Source organism: Trinickia symbiotica (assembly GCF_002934455.1).
GTDB lineage: Bacteria > Pseudomonadota > Gammaproteobacteria > Burkholderiales > Burkholderiaceae > Trinickia > Trinickia symbiotica.
In genome coordinates, this window is sequence record NZ_PTIR01000001.1 from 492,341 (window position 1) to 513,805 (window position 21,465).

The 21,465-nt window shown below is 64.7% G+C and carries 20 protein-coding genes; 4 read left to right on the forward strand and 16 right to left on the reverse strand.

Features of this window, described 5'->3' with window-relative positions; genetic code table 11:
- From B0G57_RS02280 to alaS, 3 genes are all read right to left on the reverse strand, one after another.
- Nucleotides 1–447, reverse strand: coding sequence for an acyl-CoA thioesterase (locus tag B0G57_RS02280; RefSeq protein WP_018438964.1), 447 nt, complete (start codon nucleotides 445–447; stop codon nucleotides 1–3).
- A gap of 56 nt (nucleotides 448–503) precedes the next feature.
- A complete protein-coding gene (locus tag B0G57_RS02285) occupies nucleotides 504–1,034 on the reverse strand; it encodes an NUDIX domain-containing protein (protein ID WP_018438965.1) in 531 nt (176 codons plus the stop codon).
- A gap of 107 nt (nucleotides 1,035–1,141) precedes the next feature.
- Nucleotides 1,142–3,766, reverse strand: coding sequence for an alanine--tRNA ligase (gene alaS, locus B0G57_RS02290; RefSeq protein WP_018438966.1), 2,625 nt, complete (start codon nucleotides 3,764–3,766; stop codon nucleotides 1,142–1,144).
- A 222-nt stretch (nucleotides 3,767–3,988) separates the two neighbouring features.
- Between alaS and B0G57_RS02295 the strand changes: the two genes are divergently transcribed.
- Complete coding sequence (locus B0G57_RS02295) at nucleotides 3,989–5,209, forward strand: CaiB/BaiF CoA transferase family protein (protein WP_018438967.1); 1,221 nt, start codon at nucleotides 3,989–3,991, stop codon at nucleotides 5,207–5,209.
- A gap of 2 nt (nucleotides 5,210–5,211) precedes the next feature.
- On the opposite strand, the gene B0G57_RS02300 is transcribed toward B0G57_RS02295, so the two are convergent.
- Nucleotides 5,212–5,424 (reverse strand): hypothetical protein, encoded by a 213-nt coding sequence (locus B0G57_RS02300; protein WP_018438968.1) that lies wholly within the window; start codon nucleotides 5,422–5,424, stop codon nucleotides 5,212–5,214.
- A 301-nt stretch (nucleotides 5,425–5,725) separates the two neighbouring features.
- Here B0G57_RS02300 and B0G57_RS02305 point away from each other — a divergent pair, with 301 nt between their 5' ends.
- Nucleotides 5,726–7,441, forward strand: a complete 1,716-nt coding sequence (locus tag B0G57_RS02305) for a glutamine--tRNA ligase/YqeY domain fusion protein (protein WP_026229350.1) — start codon at nucleotides 5,726–5,728, stop codon at nucleotides 7,439–7,441.
- A gap of 76 nt (nucleotides 7,442–7,517) precedes the next feature.
- On the opposite strand, the gene B0G57_RS02310 is transcribed toward B0G57_RS02305, so the two are convergent.
- The 12 genes from B0G57_RS02310 to B0G57_RS02365 form a co-directional block, all read right to left on the reverse strand.
- The gene (locus tag B0G57_RS02310) at nucleotides 7,518–10,253 is read right to left on the reverse strand and encodes an MGH1-like glycoside hydrolase domain-containing protein (protein ID WP_018438970.1); all 2,736 of its coding nucleotides are present in this window, start codon (nucleotides 10,251–10,253) and stop codon (nucleotides 7,518–7,520) included.
- 92 nt (nucleotides 10,254–10,345) lie between these two features.
- The gene (locus B0G57_RS02315) at nucleotides 10,346–12,316 is read right to left on the reverse strand and encodes an amylo-alpha-1,6-glucosidase (RefSeq protein WP_018438971.1); all 1,971 of its coding nucleotides are present in this window, start codon (nucleotides 12,314–12,316) and stop codon (nucleotides 10,346–10,348) included.
- On the reverse strand, nucleotides 12,313–12,774 hold the full coding sequence (locus B0G57_RS02320; protein WP_018438972.1) for an NUDIX hydrolase: 462 nt from the start codon (nucleotides 12,772–12,774) through the stop codon (nucleotides 12,313–12,315). Before B0G57_RS02320 ends, B0G57_RS02315 begins: the two co-directional genes overlap by 4 nt.
- A gap of 139 nt (nucleotides 12,775–12,913) precedes the next feature.
- Nucleotides 12,914–13,642 (reverse strand): aquaporin Z, encoded by a 729-nt coding sequence (gene aqpZ / locus B0G57_RS02325; RefSeq protein WP_018438973.1) that lies wholly within the window; start codon nucleotides 13,640–13,642, stop codon nucleotides 12,914–12,916.
- A 214-nt stretch (nucleotides 13,643–13,856) separates the two neighbouring features.
- Nucleotides 13,857–16,376: an ATP-binding protein gene (locus B0G57_RS02330; RefSeq protein WP_020565998.1), complete on the reverse strand. Its 2,520-nt coding sequence runs from the start codon at nucleotides 16,374–16,376 to the stop codon at nucleotides 13,857–13,859.
- A gap of 35 nt (nucleotides 16,377–16,411) precedes the next feature.
- Complete coding sequence (locus B0G57_RS02335) at nucleotides 16,412–17,068, reverse strand: response regulator transcription factor (protein ID WP_018438975.1); 657 nt, start codon at nucleotides 17,066–17,068, stop codon at nucleotides 16,412–16,414.
- Nucleotides 17,069–17,319: 251 nt separating this feature from the next.
- Nucleotides 17,320–17,925, reverse strand: a complete 606-nt coding sequence (locus B0G57_RS02340; protein WP_018438976.1) for an HrpE/YscL family type III secretion apparatus protein — start codon at nucleotides 17,923–17,925, stop codon at nucleotides 17,320–17,322.
- Between the two features lie 7 nt (nucleotides 17,926–17,932).
- Complete coding sequence (locus tag B0G57_RS31060) at nucleotides 17,933–18,622, reverse strand: hypothetical protein (protein ID WP_018438977.1); 690 nt, start codon at nucleotides 18,620–18,622, stop codon at nucleotides 17,933–17,935.
- On the reverse strand, nucleotides 18,619–19,356 hold the full coding sequence (locus B0G57_RS02350; protein ID WP_018438978.1) for a hypothetical protein: 738 nt from the start codon (nucleotides 19,354–19,356) through the stop codon (nucleotides 18,619–18,621). Before B0G57_RS02350 ends, B0G57_RS31060 begins: the two co-directional genes overlap by 4 nt.
- Nucleotides 19,353–19,700, reverse strand: coding sequence for a hypothetical protein (locus tag B0G57_RS02355; protein WP_018438979.1), 348 nt, complete (start codon nucleotides 19,698–19,700; stop codon nucleotides 19,353–19,355). Before B0G57_RS02355 ends, B0G57_RS02350 begins: the two co-directional genes overlap by 4 nt.
- A gap of 18 nt (nucleotides 19,701–19,718) precedes the next feature.
- Nucleotides 19,719–19,922 carry a hypothetical protein gene (locus tag B0G57_RS02360; protein WP_018438980.1) on the reverse strand — a complete coding sequence of 68 codons (204 nt, stop codon included), beginning with the start codon at nucleotides 19,920–19,922 and terminating at the stop codon, nucleotides 19,719–19,721.
- Between the two features lie 76 nt (nucleotides 19,923–19,998).
- Nucleotides 19,999–20,328, reverse strand: coding sequence for a hypothetical protein (locus B0G57_RS02365; RefSeq protein ID WP_018438981.1), 330 nt, complete (start codon nucleotides 20,326–20,328; stop codon nucleotides 19,999–20,001).
- A 294-nt stretch (nucleotides 20,329–20,622) separates the two neighbouring features.
- Between B0G57_RS02365 and B0G57_RS02370 the strand changes: the two genes are divergently transcribed.
- On the forward strand, nucleotides 20,623–21,165 hold the full coding sequence (locus B0G57_RS02370) for an RNA polymerase sigma factor (RefSeq protein WP_018438982.1): 543 nt from the start codon (nucleotides 20,623–20,625) through the stop codon (nucleotides 21,163–21,165).
- A gap of 77 nt (nucleotides 21,166–21,242) precedes the next feature.
- Nucleotides 21,243–21,449: a hypothetical protein gene (locus B0G57_RS31065; protein WP_018438983.1), complete on the forward strand. Its 207-nt coding sequence runs from the start codon at nucleotides 21,243–21,245 to the stop codon at nucleotides 21,447–21,449.
- Nucleotides 21,450–21,465: the final 16 nt, after the last annotated feature.

Below are 21,465 nucleotides of genomic sequence, written 5' to 3' on the forward strand. Positions count from 1 at the left end.
TCAGCTTCGCTCTTCGACGACGAGTGGCGCGAGCGCCGCGCGCAATGCTTCGGGCAATGCGGCCGGCCTGCGCGTCGCGCGATCGACATAAACATGCACGAAGTGGCCCTGGGCGGCGGCTTCGTCGGCGCCCTCCTTGAAGAGGCCGATCTCGTAGCGCACGCTCGACGTGCCGAGCCGTGCCACGCGCAGCCCCGCTTCGATGCGCTCGGGAAAGACGAGCGGAGCGAAATAATTGCACTGCGTCTCGACGACGAGCCCGATCGTCGCGCCCTGCTCGACATCGAGCACACCGGTGCGGATCAGGTACTCGTTCACGACCGTATCGAAGTAGCTGTAATAGACGACGTTGTTGACGTGTCCGTAGACGTCGTTGTCCATCCAGCGCGTCGTGATGGGAAGGAAGTGGCGATAGGCGGAGCGCGGTTGTGCGAGGGGCTTGTTCATGCGCGTGCAGCCGTTCGTTAAGAGATCAAGAGTGAAGGCGACCGGCGGCCGGTAGCCTATTGCCCGGGCCGATCGACGAACTCGAACGGCAGGCCCCGCCGCCGCATCCACTCGGCCAACGCCTGGCCGGTGCCGGCGCGCCACGGACGCAGCTTGGCCGGCTCGACGAGCCGATACTCAAGCAACTCGGGCGAAAGCGCGATGGTGCCATGCGCGCGCACGTGATAGGCGATGATCAGCTCGTTCTTGCGAATGAATTCGTAGACGCCGACGAGATCGATCGCATCGGCCTCGAGCGCCGTCTCCTCGCGCACTTCGCGCGCGATGCCGGCCTCGGGCGTCTCCCCGTGTTCGAGGAAACCCGTGATCAGCGCGAACATCCCCTCGGGCCACGCCGCGTTGCGGGCAAGCAGGATTTTGCCTTCGTATTCGACGATGGCCGCGACGACAGGCAAGGGGTTGTTCCAGTGCACGAAGCCGCAGCCCTGGTCGGGACAGATCCGCCGAAGCCGTCCGCCATCCTCGGCGGGATCGGACCGCTCGACGAGCGGCGTTGCGCAGCGCGGGCAGTACTGATAGTCGATCATGGGTCGTGACGGGAGCGCGGCAGCGGCGCTCGCGAAGGCAGAAACCCGCTCATTTTATCGGCTTCGCCTTCGCCCTGCGCGTTCCCGGCACGGGCACCGCGCGGCGATCAGACTTGAGCCCGCACCCACTCCGTCACGCCAGCCAACGCGGCCGGCAGCCTGGCCGGGTCGGTACCGCCCGCCTGAGCCATGTCGGGTCGCCCGCCGCCCTTGCCGCCCACCTGTTGAGCGACGAAATTGACGAGCTCGCCGGCCTTCACCTTCTTGCTCGCGTCGGCCGTCACGCCGGCGATGAGACTCACCTTGCCGCCATCGACGGAGGCCAGCACGATCGCGGCGTGCTTGAGCTTGTCCTTCAGCTTGTCGACGGCTTCGCGCAGCGTCTTCACATCGGCGCCTTCGAGCGTCGCCGCAAGCACTTGCAGCCCGGCCACGTCGACGGCCTGCGCGACGAGCTCGTCACCCTGGCTCGAGGCCAGCTTCGACTTCAGCGCGGCGAGCTCCTTCTCGAGCGACTTGACTTGATCCTGCACCTGCCCGATGCGCTGCGTCAGCTCGGACGGCTGCGCCTTCAGGGTGGCCGCGGCTTCCTGCAGCTGCGTTTCGAGCGTTTGCACATAGCGCACGGCGTTGTCGCCCGTAATCGCCTCGACGCGCCGGACGCCGGCCGCCACGCCGGTCTCGCCGACGATCTTGAACAAACCGATGTCGCCCGTCCGATGCACGTGCGTGCCGCCGCAGAGTTCGCGCGAAAAGCCGAGATCGAGCACGCGCACCTCGTCGCCGTACTTCTCGCCGAAGAGCGCCATGGCGCCGGCCTTCACGGCGTCGTCGAACGGCATCACGCGCACGACGCCAGGCGCGTTGGCCAGCACCTCGGCGTTGACGATGTCCTCGACGCGCCGGATCTCGTCATCGGTCATCGGCGCGTTGTGAACGAAGTCGAAGCGCGTCTTGTCGGGATCGACGAGCGAACCTTTTTGCTGCACATGCGAGCCGAGCACTTCGCGCAGCGCCTTGTGCATCAGGTGCGTGGCCGAGTGATTGCGCGCCGTGCGCGCCCGGCGGATCGCATCGATTTCGGCTTTCACGACGTCGCCGACTTTCAACGTGCCCTGCTCGACGACGCCGTGATGGCCGATCACGTCGGCCTGCACCTTCTGCGTATCATGCACGGCAAAGCGCACGCAAGCGTTGGCGAGCAGACCGGTGTCGCCGACCTGGCCGCCCGACTCCGCATAGAACGGCGTGTGATCGAGCACGACGACGGCCTGCTGGCCGTTCTCGGCCTGATCGACGGACGAGCCGTCGACGTAGAGCGCGACGACCTTCGCATCGTCGAAGATCATTTCCTCGTAGCCGTGGAACGTCGTCTTCGCGCCCGAGTACTCGAGCCCCTGCGCCATCTTGAACTTGCCGGCGGCGCGGGCCTGCTCGCGCTGGCGCGACATCGCCTCGTCGAACGCCGCTTCGTCGACGGACACGCCGCGCTCGCGGCAGACGTCGGCCGTCAAGTCGAGCGGGAAACCGTACGTATCGTGCAGCTTGAACGCCACCTCGCCGTCGAGCACCTTGCCGCCCTTCTTCTCGAGATCGGCGAGCGCCGCCTCGAGGATCGACATGCCGTGCTCGATCGTCTCGAAGAAACGCTCCTCCTCCTGACGCAGCACGTCAGTGACGCGCGCCTCGCCTTCGCGCAACTCGGCATAAGCGCCGCCCATCTGCGCGACGAGATCGGCCACGAGCTTGTTGAAGAACGGCCGCTTGCAGCCGAGCTTGTACCCGTGGCGGATGGCGCGGCGCACGATCCGGCGCAGCACGTAGCCACGCCCCTCGTTGCCGGGAATGACGCCGTCGACGATGAGGAACGAGCAGGCGCGAATATGGTCGGCGATGACCTTCAGGGAGTTGTTCGAGAGATCGGAGACGCCCGTTTCGCGCGCGGCGGCCTCGATGAGCGCCTGAAAGAGGTCGATCTCGTAGTTGCTGTGAACGTGCTGGAGCACGGCGGCGATCCGCTCGAGCCCCATGCCCGTGTCGACGCACGGCTTGGGCAGCGGCGTCATGTTGCCCTGCGCGTCGCGGTTGAACTGCATGAACACGAGATTCCAGATCTCGATGTAGCGGTCGCCGTCTTCCTCGGGCGATCCGGGCGGCCCGCCCCACACTTCGGGCCCGTGATCGTAGAAGATTTCCGAGCAGGGACCGCAGGGGCCCGTGTCGGCCATCTGCCAGAAGTTATCGGACGCATAGCGCGCACCCTTGTTGTCGCCGATGCGCACGATCCGCTCGGCCGGCACGCCGATTTCCTTCGCCCAAATCTCGTAGGCCTCGTCGTCCTCCTGGTAGACGGTGACCCAGAGCTTCTCCTTCGGCAGGTGGTAGACCGACGTCAGCAATTCCCACGCGTAGTGGATCGCATCGCGCTTGAAGTAGTCGCCGAACGAGAAGTTGCCGAGCATTTCGAAGAACGTATGGTGCCGCGCGGTATAGCCGACATTTTCGAGGTCGTTGTGCTTGCCGCCCGCGCGCACGCTGCGCTGCGCCGTGGTCGCGCGCCGGTAGGGACGCGACTCGGCGCCGAGAAACACGTCCTTGAACTGCACCATGCCCGAATTGGTGAAGAGCAGCGTCGGATCGTTGGCGGGTACGAGGCTCGACGAGCGGACGATCGTATGGCCCTTCGATTCGAAGAACTTGAGGAATTTCTCGCGGATTTCGGCGGCTTTCATAAAGGACTGGGAGACGGTCTCGACAGGAATCCGGCTTGCCCCGCGCTGCGATGCGCGGGCCTGAGCCGTTTTTACCCTAAACGAGTCATTATACGGAAATGTCGGCCGGGCGCCCCGTTCCGTGGGGCGCCCGCCGCGCCCGCCGGTGGCCGGCCTGCGAAAAGCGCTCGAGCTGCTCGCGACGCCGGCCCATGGCCATCGTCAAAGGAGACAGATTGCATGATGGGAGCGCTCAGCCACATCCGCGTGCTCGACTTGACCCGCGTCCTTGCCGGTCCCTGGTGCGCACAGACGCTTGCCGACCTCGGCGCCGACGTGATCAAGATCGAGCGCCCCGGCGCCGGCGACGACACCCGCCACTGGGGGCCGCCCTACCTCAAGACGCCCGACGGCGCCGATACGCGCGAGGCCGCCTATTACCTCTGCGCGAACCGCAACAAGCGCTCGGTGACAGTCGATATCGGCACGCCGGAAGGCCAGAGCATCGTTCGCGAGCTCGCGCGCGTGAGCGACGTCGTGCTCGAGAACTACAAGGTCGGCCAACTGAGGAAATACGGCCTCGATTACGCGTCGCTCGCCGCGATCAAGTCCGATCTGGTCTATTGCTCGGTGACGGGCTTCGGCCAGACCGGGCCACTCGCCGAGCGCGCCGGCTACGACTTCATCGTCCAGGGCATGGGCGGATTCATGAGCATCACGGGTGAGCGAGACGGCCAGCCGGGCGGCGGTCCGCAAAAGGCGGGCGTGGCCATCGCCGATCTGATGACGGGCATGTACGCGACCGTCGCCGTCCTGGCCGCGCTCGCGCACCGGGACCGCACCAGCGTCGGCCAGTACATCGACATGGCGCTGCTCGACGTACAGGTCGCGATGCTCGCCAACATGGGCTCGAACTATCTGGCGAGCGGCAAGCCGCCCGTGCGCTGGGGCAATGCCCATCCGAACATCGTGCCGTACCAGGCATTCCAGACGAGCGACGGGTGGATCATCGTCGCGGTCGGCAACGACGCGCAGTTCCGCAAGTTCGTCGAGGCCGGCGGACGCGCGGAGCTCGCCGACGACGCGCGCTTCGCGACGAATCCCGAGCGCGTCCGCCATCGCGATACGCTCGTCCCGATCATCGCCGAGATGGTCCGCTCACGCGGCAAGCACGATTGGATCGCGACGCTCGAAGCGGTCGGCGTTCCGTGCGGGCCCATCAACGATCTCGGCGAAGTCTTCGAAAACGAGCAGGTCGAGGCCCGCGGCCTGCGCGTCGAGGTACCGCATCCGAGCGGCGGGACGGCCGCGCTCGTGCGCAGCCCGATCCGCATGAGCGCCACGCCGCCCGAGGTGCGCTCGGCGCCGCCGATGCTCGGCGAGCATACCGACGCCGTGCTGCGCGAGCTGTTGGGCTATGACGACGCCAAGATCGCGGAACTACGGGCGCGTGGCGTCGTTTGAGCTCAGCGACGCGCGGTGCCCGCGCCGATGAGGCCGCCCGCGGCCGCGCCGGCGATCGTGCCGATCGGGCCGCCCGTCAGCACGTAGCCGAGCGCGCCGCCCGCGGCCGCGCCGACGGCGGCGTGCGTTTGCGTGCGCGACATCGATCCGCAGGCCGTCATGCTCGATACGAGCGCGGCGACGACAGTGAGCTTGGCAATGGTCGAAGTCTTCATTTTTTGACCGGATACGCGAGTTGACGAATGAGCGCCGCCGTATGCGTGGCGATTTGCTTGCGGGGCTCGATGCAATACGGGTCGCATCGTAAAGACCACTGCGTCCCGCGCGCAAATCGATTTACCGCCTGTTACGCCGCTAACAGGGCCGCAATGCCTGTAAGCCATCGCCATGGCCGGATTGCGCGCGCGAAAGGCGGCAAGCGCGCGCCCGACAGGGCCGCCTCGGAAGCCGCTCAGGTAGAATGGCTGGATCGAGCGGGCGCGTCCCGCGTTGTATAAGCCGACCAAACTCTTGCGCATGAACACCGAACGTAACGACGCCGCGGCGGCAGCACCGTCCAATTTCATCCGAAACATCGTCGACGAAGACAACCGCAACTCGAAGTGGAGCGGTCGTGTCGAGACGCGCTTTCCGCCCGAGCCGAACGGCTATCTCCACATCGGCCATGCGAAGAGCATCTGCCTGAACTTCGGCATCGCGCGCGACTACGGCGGCGTATGTCATTTGCGGTTCGACGATACGAACCCGGAGAAGGAGAGCGTCGAATACGTCGAGTCGATCGTCGACGCCGTGCGCTGGCTCGGCTTCGACTGGGCGAAGGACGGCAAGACCCATCTCTACTATGCGAGCGACTACTACGACCGGCTCTACGAATACGCCGAGCTGCTGATCGAGCGCGGCAAGGCCTACGTCGACAGCCAGTCGGCGGAGCAAATGCGCGCAACGCGCGGCTCGCTGACCGAGCCGGGCACACCGTCGCCCTATCGCGATCGCACGCCCGAAGAAAACCTCGACCTCTTTCGCAGGATGAAGGCCGGCGAGTTCGAAGAAGGCGCGCACGTGTTGCGCGCGAAGATCGATATGAGCTCGCCGAACCTGAATATGCGCGACCCGGCGCTCTACCGCATTCGCTACGCGCATCACTACCGGACGGGCGACCGCTGGTGCGTCTATCCGATGTACGACTACACGCACTGTATCTCGGACGCACTCGAGGGCATCACGCACTCGCTTTGCACGCTCGAATTCGAGGACCATCGGCCGCTTTACGACTGGATCCTCGACGAGCTCGCGGACGCCGGCGTGTTCACGCGGCCGCTGCCGCAGCAAATCGAGTTTTCGCGGCTGAATCTGACTTATGCGATCACGAGCAAGCGCAAGCTGCTGCAACTCGTGACCGAGGGGCACGTCGACGGCTGGGACGATCCGCGCATGCCGACGATCGTCGGCGTGCGGCGGCGCGGCTTCACGCCTGACAGCATCCGGCTGTTCTGCGATCGCATCGGCGTGACGAAGGTCGATTCATGGATCGACATGAGCGTGTTCGAAGGCGCGCTGCGCGACGACCTCGACGACAAGGCACCGCGCACGGCGGCGGTGCTCGATCCGGTGAAGCTCATTATCGACAACTTCCCGGCCGATCTCGCCGAACCCTGCACGGCGCCCGTCCATCCGCACCATCCCGAGCGCGGCGAGCGCACGTTCCCGATTACGCGCGAACTCTGGATCGAGCGCGACGATTTCATGGAAACACCGCCCAAGGGGTACTTCCGGCTCTTCCCGGGCAACAAGGTGCGCTTGCGTTACGGCTACGTGATCGAATGCACGGGTGCCGAGAAGGACGAGCACGGCAACGTCGTCGCCGTTCACTGCAACTACTTCCCCGACAGCAGGTCGGGCACCGAAGGCGCGAACAACTACAAGGTGAAGGGCAACATTCACTGGGTCAGCGCGACGCATGCGCTGCCCGTGGAAGTGCGGCTCTACGATCGCCTCTTCAAGGAAGCACAGCCTGACGCGGGCGGGCGCGACTTCCTCGAGGCGCTGAACCCCGACTCGAAGCGCGTGGTGCAGGCCTATCTCGAGCCGGGCGGGGAGAAGATGCAGCCTGAGGACCGGTGTCAGTTCGAGCGGCATGGATATTTTGTCGCCGATCGCTACGACTCGAAGCCGGGCAAGCCGGTGTTCAACCGGATCGTCGGCCTGCGCGATAGTTGGGGCAAGCCGGCCTGAATGACGGGGCGCGCAAGGCGCCCCTGTCGTCGCGAGGCGGCATCTCGATCGAATCGAGTCGAATCGAGTCCAGGCGCTAGCGCGTCGCTGCTTCGGTCGGTGCGCGCTCCAAGGTCGTCGGCGCCATCGCCGGCAACATGCCCGACGGCATCATCCGATGCGGCTGGAGCAGCAGCGCGACGAGTCCGCTCCAGCCAGTCTGATGCGAGGCGCCCACACCGCGGCCGTTGTCTCCGTGAAAATACTCGTGAAACAGGACGAGGTCCTGCGAACGGGAATCCGCCTGCAGCATCGGGTAGGCCGCCATGACGGGGCGCAACCCGGCGTCATCCTTCAGAAATAAAGTCGCCACGCGTCGCGCAAGTTCGTCCGCGACCTCCTTCAGCGAAACGTTGTTTCCCGAACCCGTCGGGCATTCCACCTTGAAGTCGTCGCCGTAATAGCGATAAAACTCGTACAGCGACTCGATCAGCAGGTAGTTCACCGGCATCCATATCGGCCCTCGCCAGTTGGAATTACCGCCAAACGCACGGGAGTCCGATTCGGCCGGCTGATACTTGACCGAAAAACTCGCGCCGTCATGCTCGAAAACATAGGGTGCATCGCGATGCACGCGCGACAGTGCGCGCACGCCGTGAGCGGAAAGGAATTCGCTTTCGTCGAGCACGCGCCGCAACAGCGCCTTCATGCGATGTCCGCGCAGCAGCGACAGCAGCGTCGTATTGCCCGAGCCGGGCTCGGTCCAGCGCGAGACAAGCTTCGCCAGATTCGGCCGATGACCGAGGAACCAATCGAGCCGCTCGCGCAATCCGGGCAAATGTCCATGCAACCGCTCCTCGAGAACGTGAACGGCAAAGAGCGGGATCAGCCCGACGATCGAACGGATTCGCATCGGCAAGCGGCAACCGTCGGCGAAGTGCAATACGTCGTAGAAAAACCCGTCCTCTTCGTCCCATAAGCCGGTATCGCAGCCGTCGGAGCAACTCACCGCCTCCGCGATATAGAGAAAATGCTCGAAGAACTTCACGGCGATGTCGACATAGGCCTTGTTCGTCGTGGCCAGCTCGAGTCCAATCCGCATGAGATCGAGCGCGTACGCCGCCATCCAGGCCGTGCCATCCGCCTGATCGATGCGGTCGCCCGCCGGCAATCGTGAAGACCGGTCGAAGATGCCGACGTTGTCGAGACCGAGAAAGCCGCCCTGAAAAATGTTGCGGTCCTCGGCGTCTTTGCGATTCACCCACCAGGAGAAATTCAGCAGCAGCTTATGGAAGATGAGTTCGAGAAACTCGCGATCGCCGACGCCCGTCTGCTCGCGATCGAGCTCGTACACGCGCCATGCCGCCCAGGCGTGCACGGGCGGGTTGGCGTCGCCGAACGCCCACTCGTAGGCCGGCAGTTGTCCGTTCGGATGCATGTACCGCTCTTTGACGAGCAGCAGCAGTTGATTCTTGGCGAACTCGGGATCGACCAGTGCCAGCGCAACCGCATGAAACGCCAGGTCCCACGATGCATACCACGGGTATTCCCATTTGTCCGGCATCGATACGACGTCGCCGTTGCACATATGCCGCCAGTCGGCATTGCGGCCACGCCGACGCGCTTTGGGCGGCTTCGGTTGCCCCGGATCGCCATCGTGCCAGCGTGTCACGTCGAACTGGTAATACTGTTTCGACCAGAGCATCCCGGCAAGCGCTTGCCGCTGAACGAGTCGAGCATCGGCATCGGCGATATCGTGCTGAAACGCCGCATAGAATTCATCAGCCTCGGCGAGCCGGCGCGCGAAGAGCGCCTCCATGTCGAGCGGCGCCTCGGCGACGAGCGGCGTTGGACGCCAGCGCAAGTACGACACGGAGCGCTCATGCGGGGCAAGGTCGAGACGAACATGCGCCGCCGCGCGCGTGCCGGCGTCGCGTCTGATTGCCCGCTCGTCGCCGTGGACGATGTAGTCGTTGAAGCCATCCTTGAACGGCCCGTTACCATCGATGCCGAAGATGCGGCGCACGTTCGTTTCGTTTTCACAGAACAACCATTCGATCGGCTGTTGCGCCGCCGCCGTCACGATCAGCGGTTCGAGCGCCGGGTTGCGCGCCGCAACGCACATGCCGCCGCCCTCTTGCGGCTCGAGCGTGAGCGTCGGCTTGCCGCCCTTGCCCGACCACGCCCACCGATTGCGCGCCCAGAATTGCAGCAATAGGTGCAGTGCCGCCGGCTGCGCTCCACGGTTTTCGACCGTCACGCGCATCGCGACATCGTCGGGTGTGCGTTTGGCGTATTCGACGTAAACGTCGAAATACCGGTCGTCGTCGAATACACCGGTGTCAAGCACTTCATATTCGGGCTGGTCCGCGCCGCGCCGCTGGTTTTCCTTGACAAGATCGTCGTAGGGGTAGGCACCATGGGGGTATTTGTAGAGCATCCGCATATAGGAATGCGTAGGCGTGCCGTCGAGGTAGAAGTAGAGCTCCTTTACATCTTCGCCATGATTGCCCTCGGCGTTGTTCAAACCGAAGAGGCGCTCCTTGATGATCGGATCGTGCCCGTTCCATAGCGCGAGCGATACGCACCAATCGAGCGGATCGTTGCCGAACCCGGCCAGGCCGTCCTCGCCCCAGCGATACATGCGGCTGCGCGCATGGTCATGGGGAAAGTAGTCCCAGGCCGTGCCGTTCTCGCTGTAGTCCTCGCGAACGGTTCCCCACTGCCGCTCGCTCAGGTAGGGCCCCCAGCGGCGCCATCGATCGCGCTCGGGACCATGAAGGCGAGCCCATTCAGCCGATTTGAGCGGATCGACGGTACGCGGTGGCGACATGAGACCTCCGATCGAAAGTCCGAGCGCGGCAGGTTCGGCGCACGAGCGCGGGTTCGCCGCGAAGGCTGCAACGGCGCGCCGCTTCTCGCCTATTATGCCGCGAGCATCCTTCCAATTCGCAACAGCTCGCCGAGCGACCACGCCTGAAACGGCGCGCCGCGAGCCACGTGCGGCGCATCGCCGTCCGCAATCTCGCTGAGGTGGTCGAGCCCGACTCGTTCGAGATGCGCAAGCAACGGCGCGAGAAAGCGCTTGCGCGCCAGATCGAAGCAGGTCGCGTCGGAAATCCCCGCGTCCCGCTGCACGCGCAACCAGGCCTCGACGAACGGCCCGATCAGCCACAACCAGACTGTTCCTTGATGATAGGCGCCGTCACGCTCGAGCGGCGAGCCATCATACCGGCCGACATAATCAGGGTCGCTCGCTGCAAGCGAACGCAGGCCGAGCGGCGTGAGCAGTTGCGCTTCGACCTGCTCGACGACAGCGCGCGCACGCTCGCCGTCCAAGATGGCATACGGCAGACCGCCTACCGCGAAGATCTGGTTCGGGCGGATTTTTGCGTCGACGCGGCCCGGTTCGTGGTCGGCGTCGACGACGTCATACAACGCACCAGTCAGCGGATTCACGAAGCGCCCGGCAAACGAAGCGCTGGCGCGCGCTTCCAGTTCGCGCCAACGCCCATCCCATTCGAGCGCGATGCGCAACGCGTTGATCCACAGCGCCTGCACCTCGACCGGCTTGCCGATCCGCGGCGTGACGACCCACTCGCCCACTTTCGCATCCATCCACGTCAGTTGCACGCCGGCCTCGCCCGCGCGCAGCAGGCCGTCGCCGTCGACCGCGATGTTAAAGCGCGTTCCGCGCGCATAGCCTTCGAGAATGGCGTCGATCGCGGACCGCAAGCGCTCGCGTGTCGCCACCGACGCCCACCCCTTCCCGAGGTACTCGTGGACTGCCACGACGAACCACAAGGATGCGTCGACTGCGTTGTAGACGGGTGCGGCGCCGTCGTCGGGAAAGCGATTGGGTAGCATGCCCTCCGAAATCGTTCCTGTCCATTCGAGCAGGATCGATTCGGCTTCGCGATATCGCCCAGTTGCAAGCAGCAACCCGCGCATGGCGATGAATGTATCGCGGCCCCAATCGGTGAACCACGGATAGCCCGCGATGATCGTTTGACCGTCGCCGCGCGCGACGAGATAGGCGTCGGCGGATCGTTCGAGGCGGCTCGCGAATGCGGCTCGGCGTCGCCGCTCGCAGTCCGCGAGATCGACAACGGATTCGAGGGCAGGCATGACGGCAGGCACCATCGCTTTTAGCGCGTCGCCTGAGCATGCGTTCAGAATCATCACGGCTTCAACGCGCGTCAGTTCGAACGAAAAGACGCCCGGCGTCGCGAGATCCTCGGTGTAGTCGAGCCCGCGTTCGTGTTCGCGCATATAGCAAAAGTTGCGATACCAATCCGGCGCATGCGTGTACGCACCGTTGTGCCGCATGGCGATCGCGGGAAGATCGCCGTACGGCCGCCACCAGACGCGGCCGTCCGCTTGATGCGGCGTAAAGTCGAATAAGGGATTTTCGTGATGGAGCGCGTGGTAGTCGCGCCCGGAAATCAAAGGGCGGACGTGCAGCGTCAGCGCGCGGGTAAGCGGCGCACTGCTTTGCAGCCGCCAGCGCAAGACAGTCTCCGCTGAATCGCGTACGACGAAGATCTCGACCGTAACGTATGAATAGTCGTCGATCCTAAAGCGCCATGTGGGCCAGGGCGCGGTATCGAACTCCGCGAGTTCGATCGTGGTATCCGGATACATCGTGCGCGGCGAGTATAGATGCCGCGTGAGCGCATAGTGGGCTCCGCCAGCCGACTCGATCCATGCTTGCATGCCGTTGACCAGCACGACACGGCCAGTCGGCGGCCGCGTCGCCGCGAGCAACAGTGCGTGATAGCGCCGCGTCCGCTCTCCGCCCGCCGTCCCCGACGCAAAGCCGCCGAGCCCGTCGGCCTCCAGCCACTCGGCTTCGCTTGTCTCCCCGGCGCGGTGCGGGTGATCGACTCGAGTCACGGCCGGCCCTGGAGCGATCCGTGCAGATCAGTCAGCGACAACGCCGTCTCGAAAAGCCGCGTGAGGCTCTTGCTCGCGTATTGGGGCAATTCGAGCGGCGCTGCCCAACGAAATGCGTCCATCTCGGGAATCATCGATCCATCCTTGCGGCTCGGAAACATCGATGTACAGACGCATTGCGCGAGATCGACCTCGCCTTCGGCCACACGCGCGGCAAACAAGTGCAAGTCCTTGTCGCGCCGATAAGGAAAACGCCCGAGGTCCTTGAGACGCTCGGGCGCAAGCGCGATGCCGGTCTCCTCGCGCAATTCGCGAAGCGCCGCGTCGCACGGCGATTCGCCCTCCTCACCCTGCCCCTTCGGAATGTCCCAATGTGTCGTATCCGTCGCGTGCGCCAGCAGCACACGCCCATTCGGATCGAGCAGGATGACCCCGCATGAAACTGTTCGCTCGCTCATCGTATTCGCCTCTCTCGCACTCCCCGAGCGTACCGCGGAACGCGCGTACGCGGGGGCAGGCAATCAAGCTGGATACGAGGGCGAATCCGTATTTCGCGCCGCTACCACCCAAGAACAACGTGATGGCCCAAGTCCCCGATCACGTGGTAGCGGGACGACTCGCCGCGATCGCCGCCGGCCGCTCCTCGAGCAAGAACCGATACACGGCACCCCCTGCCGCGCCGCCGACGAGCGGAACGACCCAGAAAACCCAGAGCTGGCCGAGCGCCCAGCCGCCCTGAAAGAGCGCGACGCCCGTGCTGCGCGCCGGATTCACCGACGTGTTCGTGACCGGGATGCTGATGAGGTGAATCAGCGTCAAAGCGAGCCCGATCGCGATCGGCGCGAAACCCGCGGGCGCACGCTTGTCCGTGGCGCCATGAATGATGAAAACGAAAAATGCGGTTAGCACGAATTCGGCGACGATGGCCGCTTGCAACGAATAGCCGCCAGGTGAATGGTCCCCGTAGCCGTTCGACGCGAATCCGCTCGCCGATGCATCGAATCCCGCCTTGCCGCTGGCAATCAAATAAAGCACCCCAGCTGCGAGGATGCCTCCAATCACCTGCGCCATGATGTATTGGACGACTTCTTGACCGGGAAAACGCCCGCCCGCAAAAAGACCGACCGTCACGGCGGGATTGAAATGCCCTCCGGAAATATGACCGACCGCATAGGCCATCGTCAGCACGGTGAGCCCGAACGCCAAAGCCACGCCGACAAAGCCGATACCCAATTGAGGAAATGCCGCGGCAAGCACCGCGCTGCCGCAACCGCCGAACACGAGCCAGAACGTGCCGAATGCTTCGGCCGCGAGTCGCCTGAACATGAGCCCTCTCCCAGGTAATGAGGTACGAGGATACTAAGCGAGGCGAAACCGCAATTCAAGGCGAATTAAGCTTGTTTCCACTCGATTTAACAATATTTGAAGCTTTGCTGAAAATTGGCCTTTTTTATTCTATTGGAGCCCGGAATGATTGCAGCGACGGACTGTTACCGCTCGGGCTACGTGTTCCGCCGGCCTATCGCGCTCGGGACCCGTTCTACGAAGCGCGCGCCGAGCGCGGCGGCGACGATTCGCCCGCGACGCGCGCCACGGCCGACTGCAGCGCCTTCACGTCTGGCCACGTCGCCTTTCCGTTCAGCAGACTTTGCTCGAGCCGACGCGCCACCCTTGCGATCTCTTCGAGGTGGAACCACGACGCAGTGCCGACGATGCGATGGACGATCTCCCTCATTTGCTCGGCGTCCTCATCGATCGATAGCGACGACAGCTCGGCAGTCTCGTCAGTCAGCGTTTGTCGCAGCTTTTCCCACAAGTCGGCGTGCCGCTCGGCCGGAATGCCCGCCTGCTCGAACGCGTAAGCGGGCGGCGCCGTCGTGCCGTAGCGTTCGAGCAGCGCACGCAATTGCTGCGGTTCGACAGGCTTGACGAATACCTCGTCGGCGCCGGCGGCAAAGCATTCGTCACGTTGCTGCTGCAGGGCATTCGCTGTCAGCGCAACGAGCACTGTGCGTGCGCCCGTGCCGGCTTCACGCTGACGAATCTGCCGCATCAGCTCGACTCCGCCCATGACCGGCATCGCGCAATCGGTGATGACCATGGCATAGGACCGGCGCCTGAGCGCCTCGAGCGCCTCCAGGCCGTTCGTCGCGCAATCGCATTCGGCGACACGAAGATTCGTGACCTGACGCTTCAGGACCTCGCGATTGATGTCCTGATCCTCGACGAGCAGAATGCGCCGCGACGATCGTTCTTGTGCCGGCGCAGCCGCGTCGGGGGTGGCGACGAGCGCTTCACCCCCGCGTGGCGCGGCACTTCGGTCTATGGGCAACGGCAGCTCGATCGACACCGTCGTGCCGCGCCCGGCCTCGCTCTCGAGCGTGATCGATCCGCCCATCGATTCGACCAGTCGCTTGCAGATCGCGAGCCCGAGGCCGGTGCCGCCATAGCCGGCGGTCGCCGCGCTGCGAGCCTGGACGAACGGCGAAAAGAGCCGCGCCATGTCCTCGCGAGCGATGCCGATGCCCGTATCGGCCACGCGAATGAGGATGCGCTGCCCGTCTTCGGTCGTGGCAAGCACGTCGACCGACAGTGTGACGGCCCCACGATCCGTAAACTTCGACGCATTGCCGAGGAGGTTCAACAGCACTTGGCCGAGCCGCTGGCCGTCGCCGATATGGCGAGGCGCGAGCGCCGGCGATACATCGACGTTGAAACGCAAGCCTTTGCGTTCCATCTCGGGCGTGACGATGCCGGCCGTTCGCTCGACGAGCTCACTCAGGTTCATCGGCGCGGACGTCAGCGTCAGATCGCCGTTTTCGCTCTTCGCGAAGTCCAGGATATCGTTGAGGATCCGGAGCAGAATTTCGGCGGCGTTGCGCGCCATGTTGAGCAGATACTGGTCGTCGCTCGAAAGCCGGCCGTGATCGAGCAGTTGCAGGATGCCGACCACGCCGCTCATCGGAGTGCGAATCTCGTGACTGACGGTGGCAAGGAAAGCATCGCGCGCGCGCGAGGCCTCTTCGGCATCGGATTTGGCGGCGACGAGCGCGGCCTTCTCCAGGACGAGTTGACGCTCGGTCCAGCGGCGCTGCCTGACCTCATTACGCAGCCGCAGCATGTAGCCGCAGAGCACGGCCAGAAAAATGATCGTGACGGCGACGACGGGGGTCAGGACGATCCATAGCGTGCGCGGCGGAATGCCGAAAGTGAAGCGCGTCGACAGCCAACTATGCTGGATGTGTTCGCGCTCGCGCTCAGGGATCGACGCAAGCACGCGATCGATCAAAGGCACGAGGGCCGCGAAACGCGGCGCGACGCCGAAAGAGAGGTCCTCGAAATGCCCCGTCGGCGCGGCGATGCGCAGGATTCCCGCGTATTTTTCCCGCACCAGCCGATCGACGACGCCGAGATTGCCGATGTACGCGAACGCTTGGCCGCTCGCCACGGCGTCGAGCCCATCCGCTGTCCGCGCCACGGTGATCGTCCGCATCTTGTCCAAGCCCGGCATTTCGGCGCGCATGCCCTCCGAATCCTTCACGAGGGCCACTTCCGCTCCGGCGATATCCCTCGGCCCACCGATGAAAGGTGCCGTTTCGCGCGTCACGATGACGAGCGGATAGCGGACGTAAGGCCGCGAATAGTTGAAGCCCGCGACGAGGCCATCGGAACGCGATGCCGCCACGACGAGATCGAGCCCGCCGCTGTTGGCGAGCCGGATCGTTTCGCTCCATGACTGAGTCGGCACCATACGGACTCGCACGCCGAGCGTCTCGCGTATGAAATCGAGGTAATCGGCGGAAATGCCTTCGAAATGGCCCGTATCGTCGACAAAGGCCATCGGCGCCCAGCGCGGGTCGGTGCCGATGCGCAGCTCCGGCAGCGACGTAAGATACGATCGCTCCTCGGGCGAGAGCGACAGGTGCAAGTCCCAGCTCGCGCGCGGCAAGCGCGGCGCTTCGTCGGAGGCCTCGCAACCGGCCAGCGCCGCGAGCAGCGACGAAGCCAGCAGCCACGCGAGCGCTGCCGCGAACGCGCGCGAGCGCAATGGCAACCCCATCTGTCCGTTCGACGATCTCCCGCGCGCCATACGACTCATGCCGAAGAAAGGTCGTTATTGCGGCAGTATTCGAGCAGTTCCTGGTTCGTCGAAAGCCCGAGCTTGCGCTGCGCATTGATCTTGTGGCGGCTGATCGTCTTCGGGCTCCTGTTCAAGCGCTGCGATATTTGCGTCGCGGTCAGGCCGTCATAGGCGAAAAGACGAATCACCTCGAGCTCGGCCGTCGTCAGCTCAGCGACGTGGCCCACGCGCGGACCGACGATGCTCGCGCTCGCCAGCAACGATTCGAGCCCCGGGCTCAGATAGGTGCGGCCCTGGGCAGCCGCAAGCAGGGCGAAACTCAACTCCTGCACGCCACCCGCTTTCTCGACGATCGCCTTCACGCCCTTCGCCATCAGCTTGTTGTGAATCGCCGCATTGCGCAGCGCCGTGATGACGACGATGGGCATCTCCGGCTTGATTCTCTTCAGGCGATCGATCAGCGCGACGCCGTCTTGTGTGCGCCCACCCGGCATCGCGTAGTCGGTGACGATCAGATCGCAGGGCACGGTCTTGACCGCGGCTATGAGCTCGTCGGCAGTGCCGGCCTCCCCCACGATCTCGGCCATCCCATTGGCCTCGAGCGCAGTGCGGATGCCGTAGCGGACGACGGCGTGATCGTCCGCGATGATGATACGCAGCAGCTTGTTCATGGCGCCCCTCTACCCCCGATTCGATGCGAACGACAACGATGCTCCGAAGACTCGAACGCCGCGTTGCGCGCACCATCGACATTCTTCTAATTGGTCGCGTCCGAGAAAACTAGAAATGCTAGCGAGAAGGACTGCATTCGATAATACGAAAATTCTTGGAATTGCAAAGAACTTCCAGCGAGCGTCGGGCCTGCTTTTGCGCATTCGATGCCGAATCGTCAAAGTGTGGGAAAGAGCCATCTTTCGCGCATTCAGCGAGCGGCGTTCGATATGCTTTCGATGAGGGCGTCGAACGAAAGCAGCCATTCGCCTTCCCCGGACGAAAGCCGACACGCTCCCGCCGCAAGGGCCTCGTCGACTTCGATGGGCCATGGAAACGCGAGACCCATGGCCCGCGTCGCCGCTTCGTCGCCGGCCGACAGATGGAGCTGAGCCGCCGGCCCCGGGTCGATTTGCTTGCGCAACTCATCGACGACGATCGCAACGCGCTGATCTGCCGGCATCCGCACGGCTATCCGTTGCAGAGCAGCCTCCAAAGCAGCATCCAACACCGGCTCGAGGCGAGCCAGCAGCGCTTCCCGGCAAGAACGGTAGGCGGCTTCCAAGGCAACGGCTCGACGCAGGAATGCGGCATCGCTATCGCGGCGATGCCGCGCCTCATCGCGCAGAATGCGCGCTTCATGTTCCGCCGCCGTGCAATGCGCACGCTCGACGACGGCGTCAGCGGTCAGTCTTGCCGCCTCCACATACGCGGCAAGCTCGTGCAACTGTGCCACTTCGCTCGCTCGATAGATTAGCTGCACGGGCCAGGCATCGACTCCTGGTGGGCGCGAAATGCGGCGGGCGACGAAAGTCATGGCGAAACTAGCCGGCTGCGGCATGGGTAGCGGCGAGCCGCCGAGCTGTTGCAAGGGCGACGGCCAGGCAGAGCCCAACATCGATGCGAGCGATCGCGAGCGGACCCGTGACGACCGGTTCGGGCGGATCGCCGGAACAGGAATGTCCGCCGCCGGCGCGCGCGATCGTCGAGGGCTCTTCGCCGTGCCGTTCATCGGGCGAGCGCATCATCAGAAGGCGGCCGGAGATATCGGGCCATTGCATCGCGGCTGCCTGCTGCAATAGGCGCAAGCCTGCCGTGCGTGCGTCGTAGGCGGACGTGGTGCGCGATTCGACGATCCGCGACTCGAGGCAGTTGACGTCTCGATAACGAAGCGCGCACTGCCACAACGGATCGTGCGTCGGCCAACGCCTGGGTGGGCCTTCGCAGCCGCGAGCGAAACGCCATCCTCCCGAGGCACGCAGCACCGCGATCCAGCCGAGCACGCCTGCCAGTTCACGAAAAAGAGCCGGCGAAAAGCTGACGAGCTGCAGCCAGCGCGTGTCCGGCGGCGCGCCCCACCCGCGCTCGAGGCCGAACGCGCCGATCCAGCCGCCAAAGACAAGCCGCGCGGCCGGGCCGGCTGCCGGCGCGACTGGCACTCCGTATCGAAGATGCCATCCGTGATCGGCCCAATGCCAAGGTTCGAACCAGAATCGCGGCCAAGCAGTGCTCATCGTTTTTGCCGCCAGTACAGGACGCAAGCCGCCGCGCCGAAAACGAGCGCAAGGAACGCCGGCACACCGACGAACAGCCACACCGGCCGACGCGGCGACACCAGCGCCGCTGCGACCGCCCCAGAGCCTTCGTGCTCGGTCACGAGGACCACCGCGACCCGGCCGTCGTCTTCGCCGGCCAGCCCCGGCACGCCGTTCTTGACGAACCGCACGATGCCAGGCACGAGCGGAGCCAGGTCGATGTTGCTTCGATGCTTGATCAGCAGCGAAGCCGATGCCGGCGTCAGCGGCATGCCGGGCGCGGGCCGCTCTTGCGGCACCACGCGAGCGCGCGCCGCCACGACGCCGTCGATGTCGAGCATCGTGCTTTCGATTTCCTTCTCAAGCCCATGGATGTAGCGTGCACGGTCTTCGAGCGGCGTCGACATCGCGCTCTTCCTGCCGAACGCATCGGCGAGCCGCGAACGCGCGTGTCGCGGCAACCCCGCGTCGCGCAGCGCCGCGATGGCATCGACGAAATCGGCGTCGGCCACCGAAAGCACGACGCCCTCCTTGCCCTGCCTGCGCGCGACGGCGATGCCGCGCTGACGCAGGGCCGCTTCCGTTTCGTTGGCGCTTTGCATGTCGGGCGCAATATGCAAATCGATGCGCTTGGAGCACGCGCAAAGCGCCAGCAGGACGGCGGTCGCAATCGCACGACGCCGGCAGCGCGCGGCGAACGGCCGGCGCGTCATGCCGCCGTGACCAACTGCTTGAGTCCAGCGGCGGTCGCGCCCACGACTCGCGCCGCGCACATGACGTCGATCTGGTAGGCGGCCATGAGGCGCGCCTGCCGGTGCATGGCAAGCACGACCTCGGGGCCGGACGCGCCGTGCGCGTGCGCATGGGCGATCTGGCCAGGCAGCTCGGCTGCGCGTCGACGGCCGCGCTCGATCTCGTCGAGGCGGCGCACGAGCATCCGCAAAGCCGGCGCTTCATCGATCGATGTCAGCGCGTCCGCGAAAGCCGCGCCCGCCAAGACGCCGGCGTCCGCGGACGTTCCGGATAACGGCGGCGAGAAAACTCGAAGATGGTCCACGCGTTGCCTCTTCGGCCTTCAGGGCTTGAGCTGCGCCGTCAGTTGACGAAGCGAATTGACGAGCTCGGTCGTCATCCGGCCGTGCGCCGATTCGAGTGCGTTGCCCGCGTCGACTTGCCGCTTCTCGAGCGCGAACTCGAGACCCGCGCGCATCGTCTCGTCCACCGCATACGCCTGGCCGACGCTGCGAGCGGCCATCGATTGCAAACTGTCGATCATCATTGAACCTCCAACCCATCCGTCGATGACGGATGCATGCTCGAGTTCATGCATCCGCCGATGTCATGCCGAATCTGCCTTAGAACTGAATGCCCTGGGCCGCCTTATGGACGGCGTTTTGCACCTTGTTGCCCGAATCGAGGTGCCCGCTCGCGATGCTGTTCGCGGTGTCGGCCAACATCTTTTGAATATTGGCCTCCGTTTGCATTTCCATCGTCTGCAATTGCGTTTCCTGCTGACGTCGCAACAGGCCCTGCATTTGATCCAGGGCCTTCGCGGAATCGGCACCGGCGGCATGCGTCGACGCCGCCGATTGCGACGATCCCGAGATCGCCGAGACGACCGTACCGGCCAGCGACGCCAGCGCGCCGACCGTCTGCAAAGCGGGAACAACGGCTGCAATGGTCATGATGGACCCCCTTGACGAAAGAGAAAACTCGGCACTCTTCCGACGCCGGCGCGATACCGGCGCGGAATTGGAGCGTTAGTAACGGCAGATGACGGAGCGGTTCCGCATAGCGGCGAAACACTTCGGCCGATCGCGCGAGCCCGATCCGGCGCGGCGATCCAAACGGCGATCCAAACGGCGAGCCGAACGGCGAGCCGAACGTAATGTCGTCCGATTTTTATATCAAAATTGACGCACGAGCGCGCGACGTCTCGATCATTGCGCCATTGCAGCTTGATCGAGGCTCGATCCAACATGATTTCGACGCTTTCGGATGGGACCCGTCGCTTTGCCGGCGCTGACGCGTCCGTCGAATTCGACGACTGGTACCGCGCGCACCGGCAGGCGATCTACCGGTTCATCGCGCGGCGCGTGCGAAGCGCCGAGGACGCGGAGGACATCCTTCAGTCCACCTACCTCGGCGCCTGGGAGAATCGCGCGTCGTATCGCGGCACGGCGCAGCCCAGGACATGGCTCATCGCCATCGCGCTGAACGTGGCGCGCAACCACGTGAGCCGCGCTTCGGATTATCGGTTCGTCGTCGAGCGCATCGACGACCACGAGGAAGCGCTCGTCGATACGCGCGGTCCCGAACTGCGCCTCTCGGTCAAGCAGAGCCTCGCCAAATTTCTCGAATTCGCGCAGTCTCTGCCGCCAGAGCAGCAACGGATGATCGAGCTGCTTTTTCTCGACGACGTCAGCTATGTCGAAGTCGCCGCCATGCTCGGGATCCCCGTCGGCACGGTTCGCTCGCGACTGTCGAGGTTGCGCGCCAAGCTCGAGAAGCACTTTGCCTGAGCCGCGAGCAAACCCGGCTCGATTGATCGCTCGGCCGGCCGCGCTCGCACATTCAACTTCTTTCGCACTCGTCGACCATGGACATCAATCTCACCGAACTTCAACTGCTACACGCGATGCAGCACGCCGATCGCGTCCGCCACTCGATGTCGCCGACCGACGTCCGGCAGTGGCAGCGCTACGTCGAAGCATTGCGCGGCGTATCGCTCGCGAACTGGAGCGCGACGACGGACGTGCAGATGCGGTTCGCGCTGCTGCGCAGCGTATTGAACGAGATCCGCTGAAGATGGCGCTGGCGCA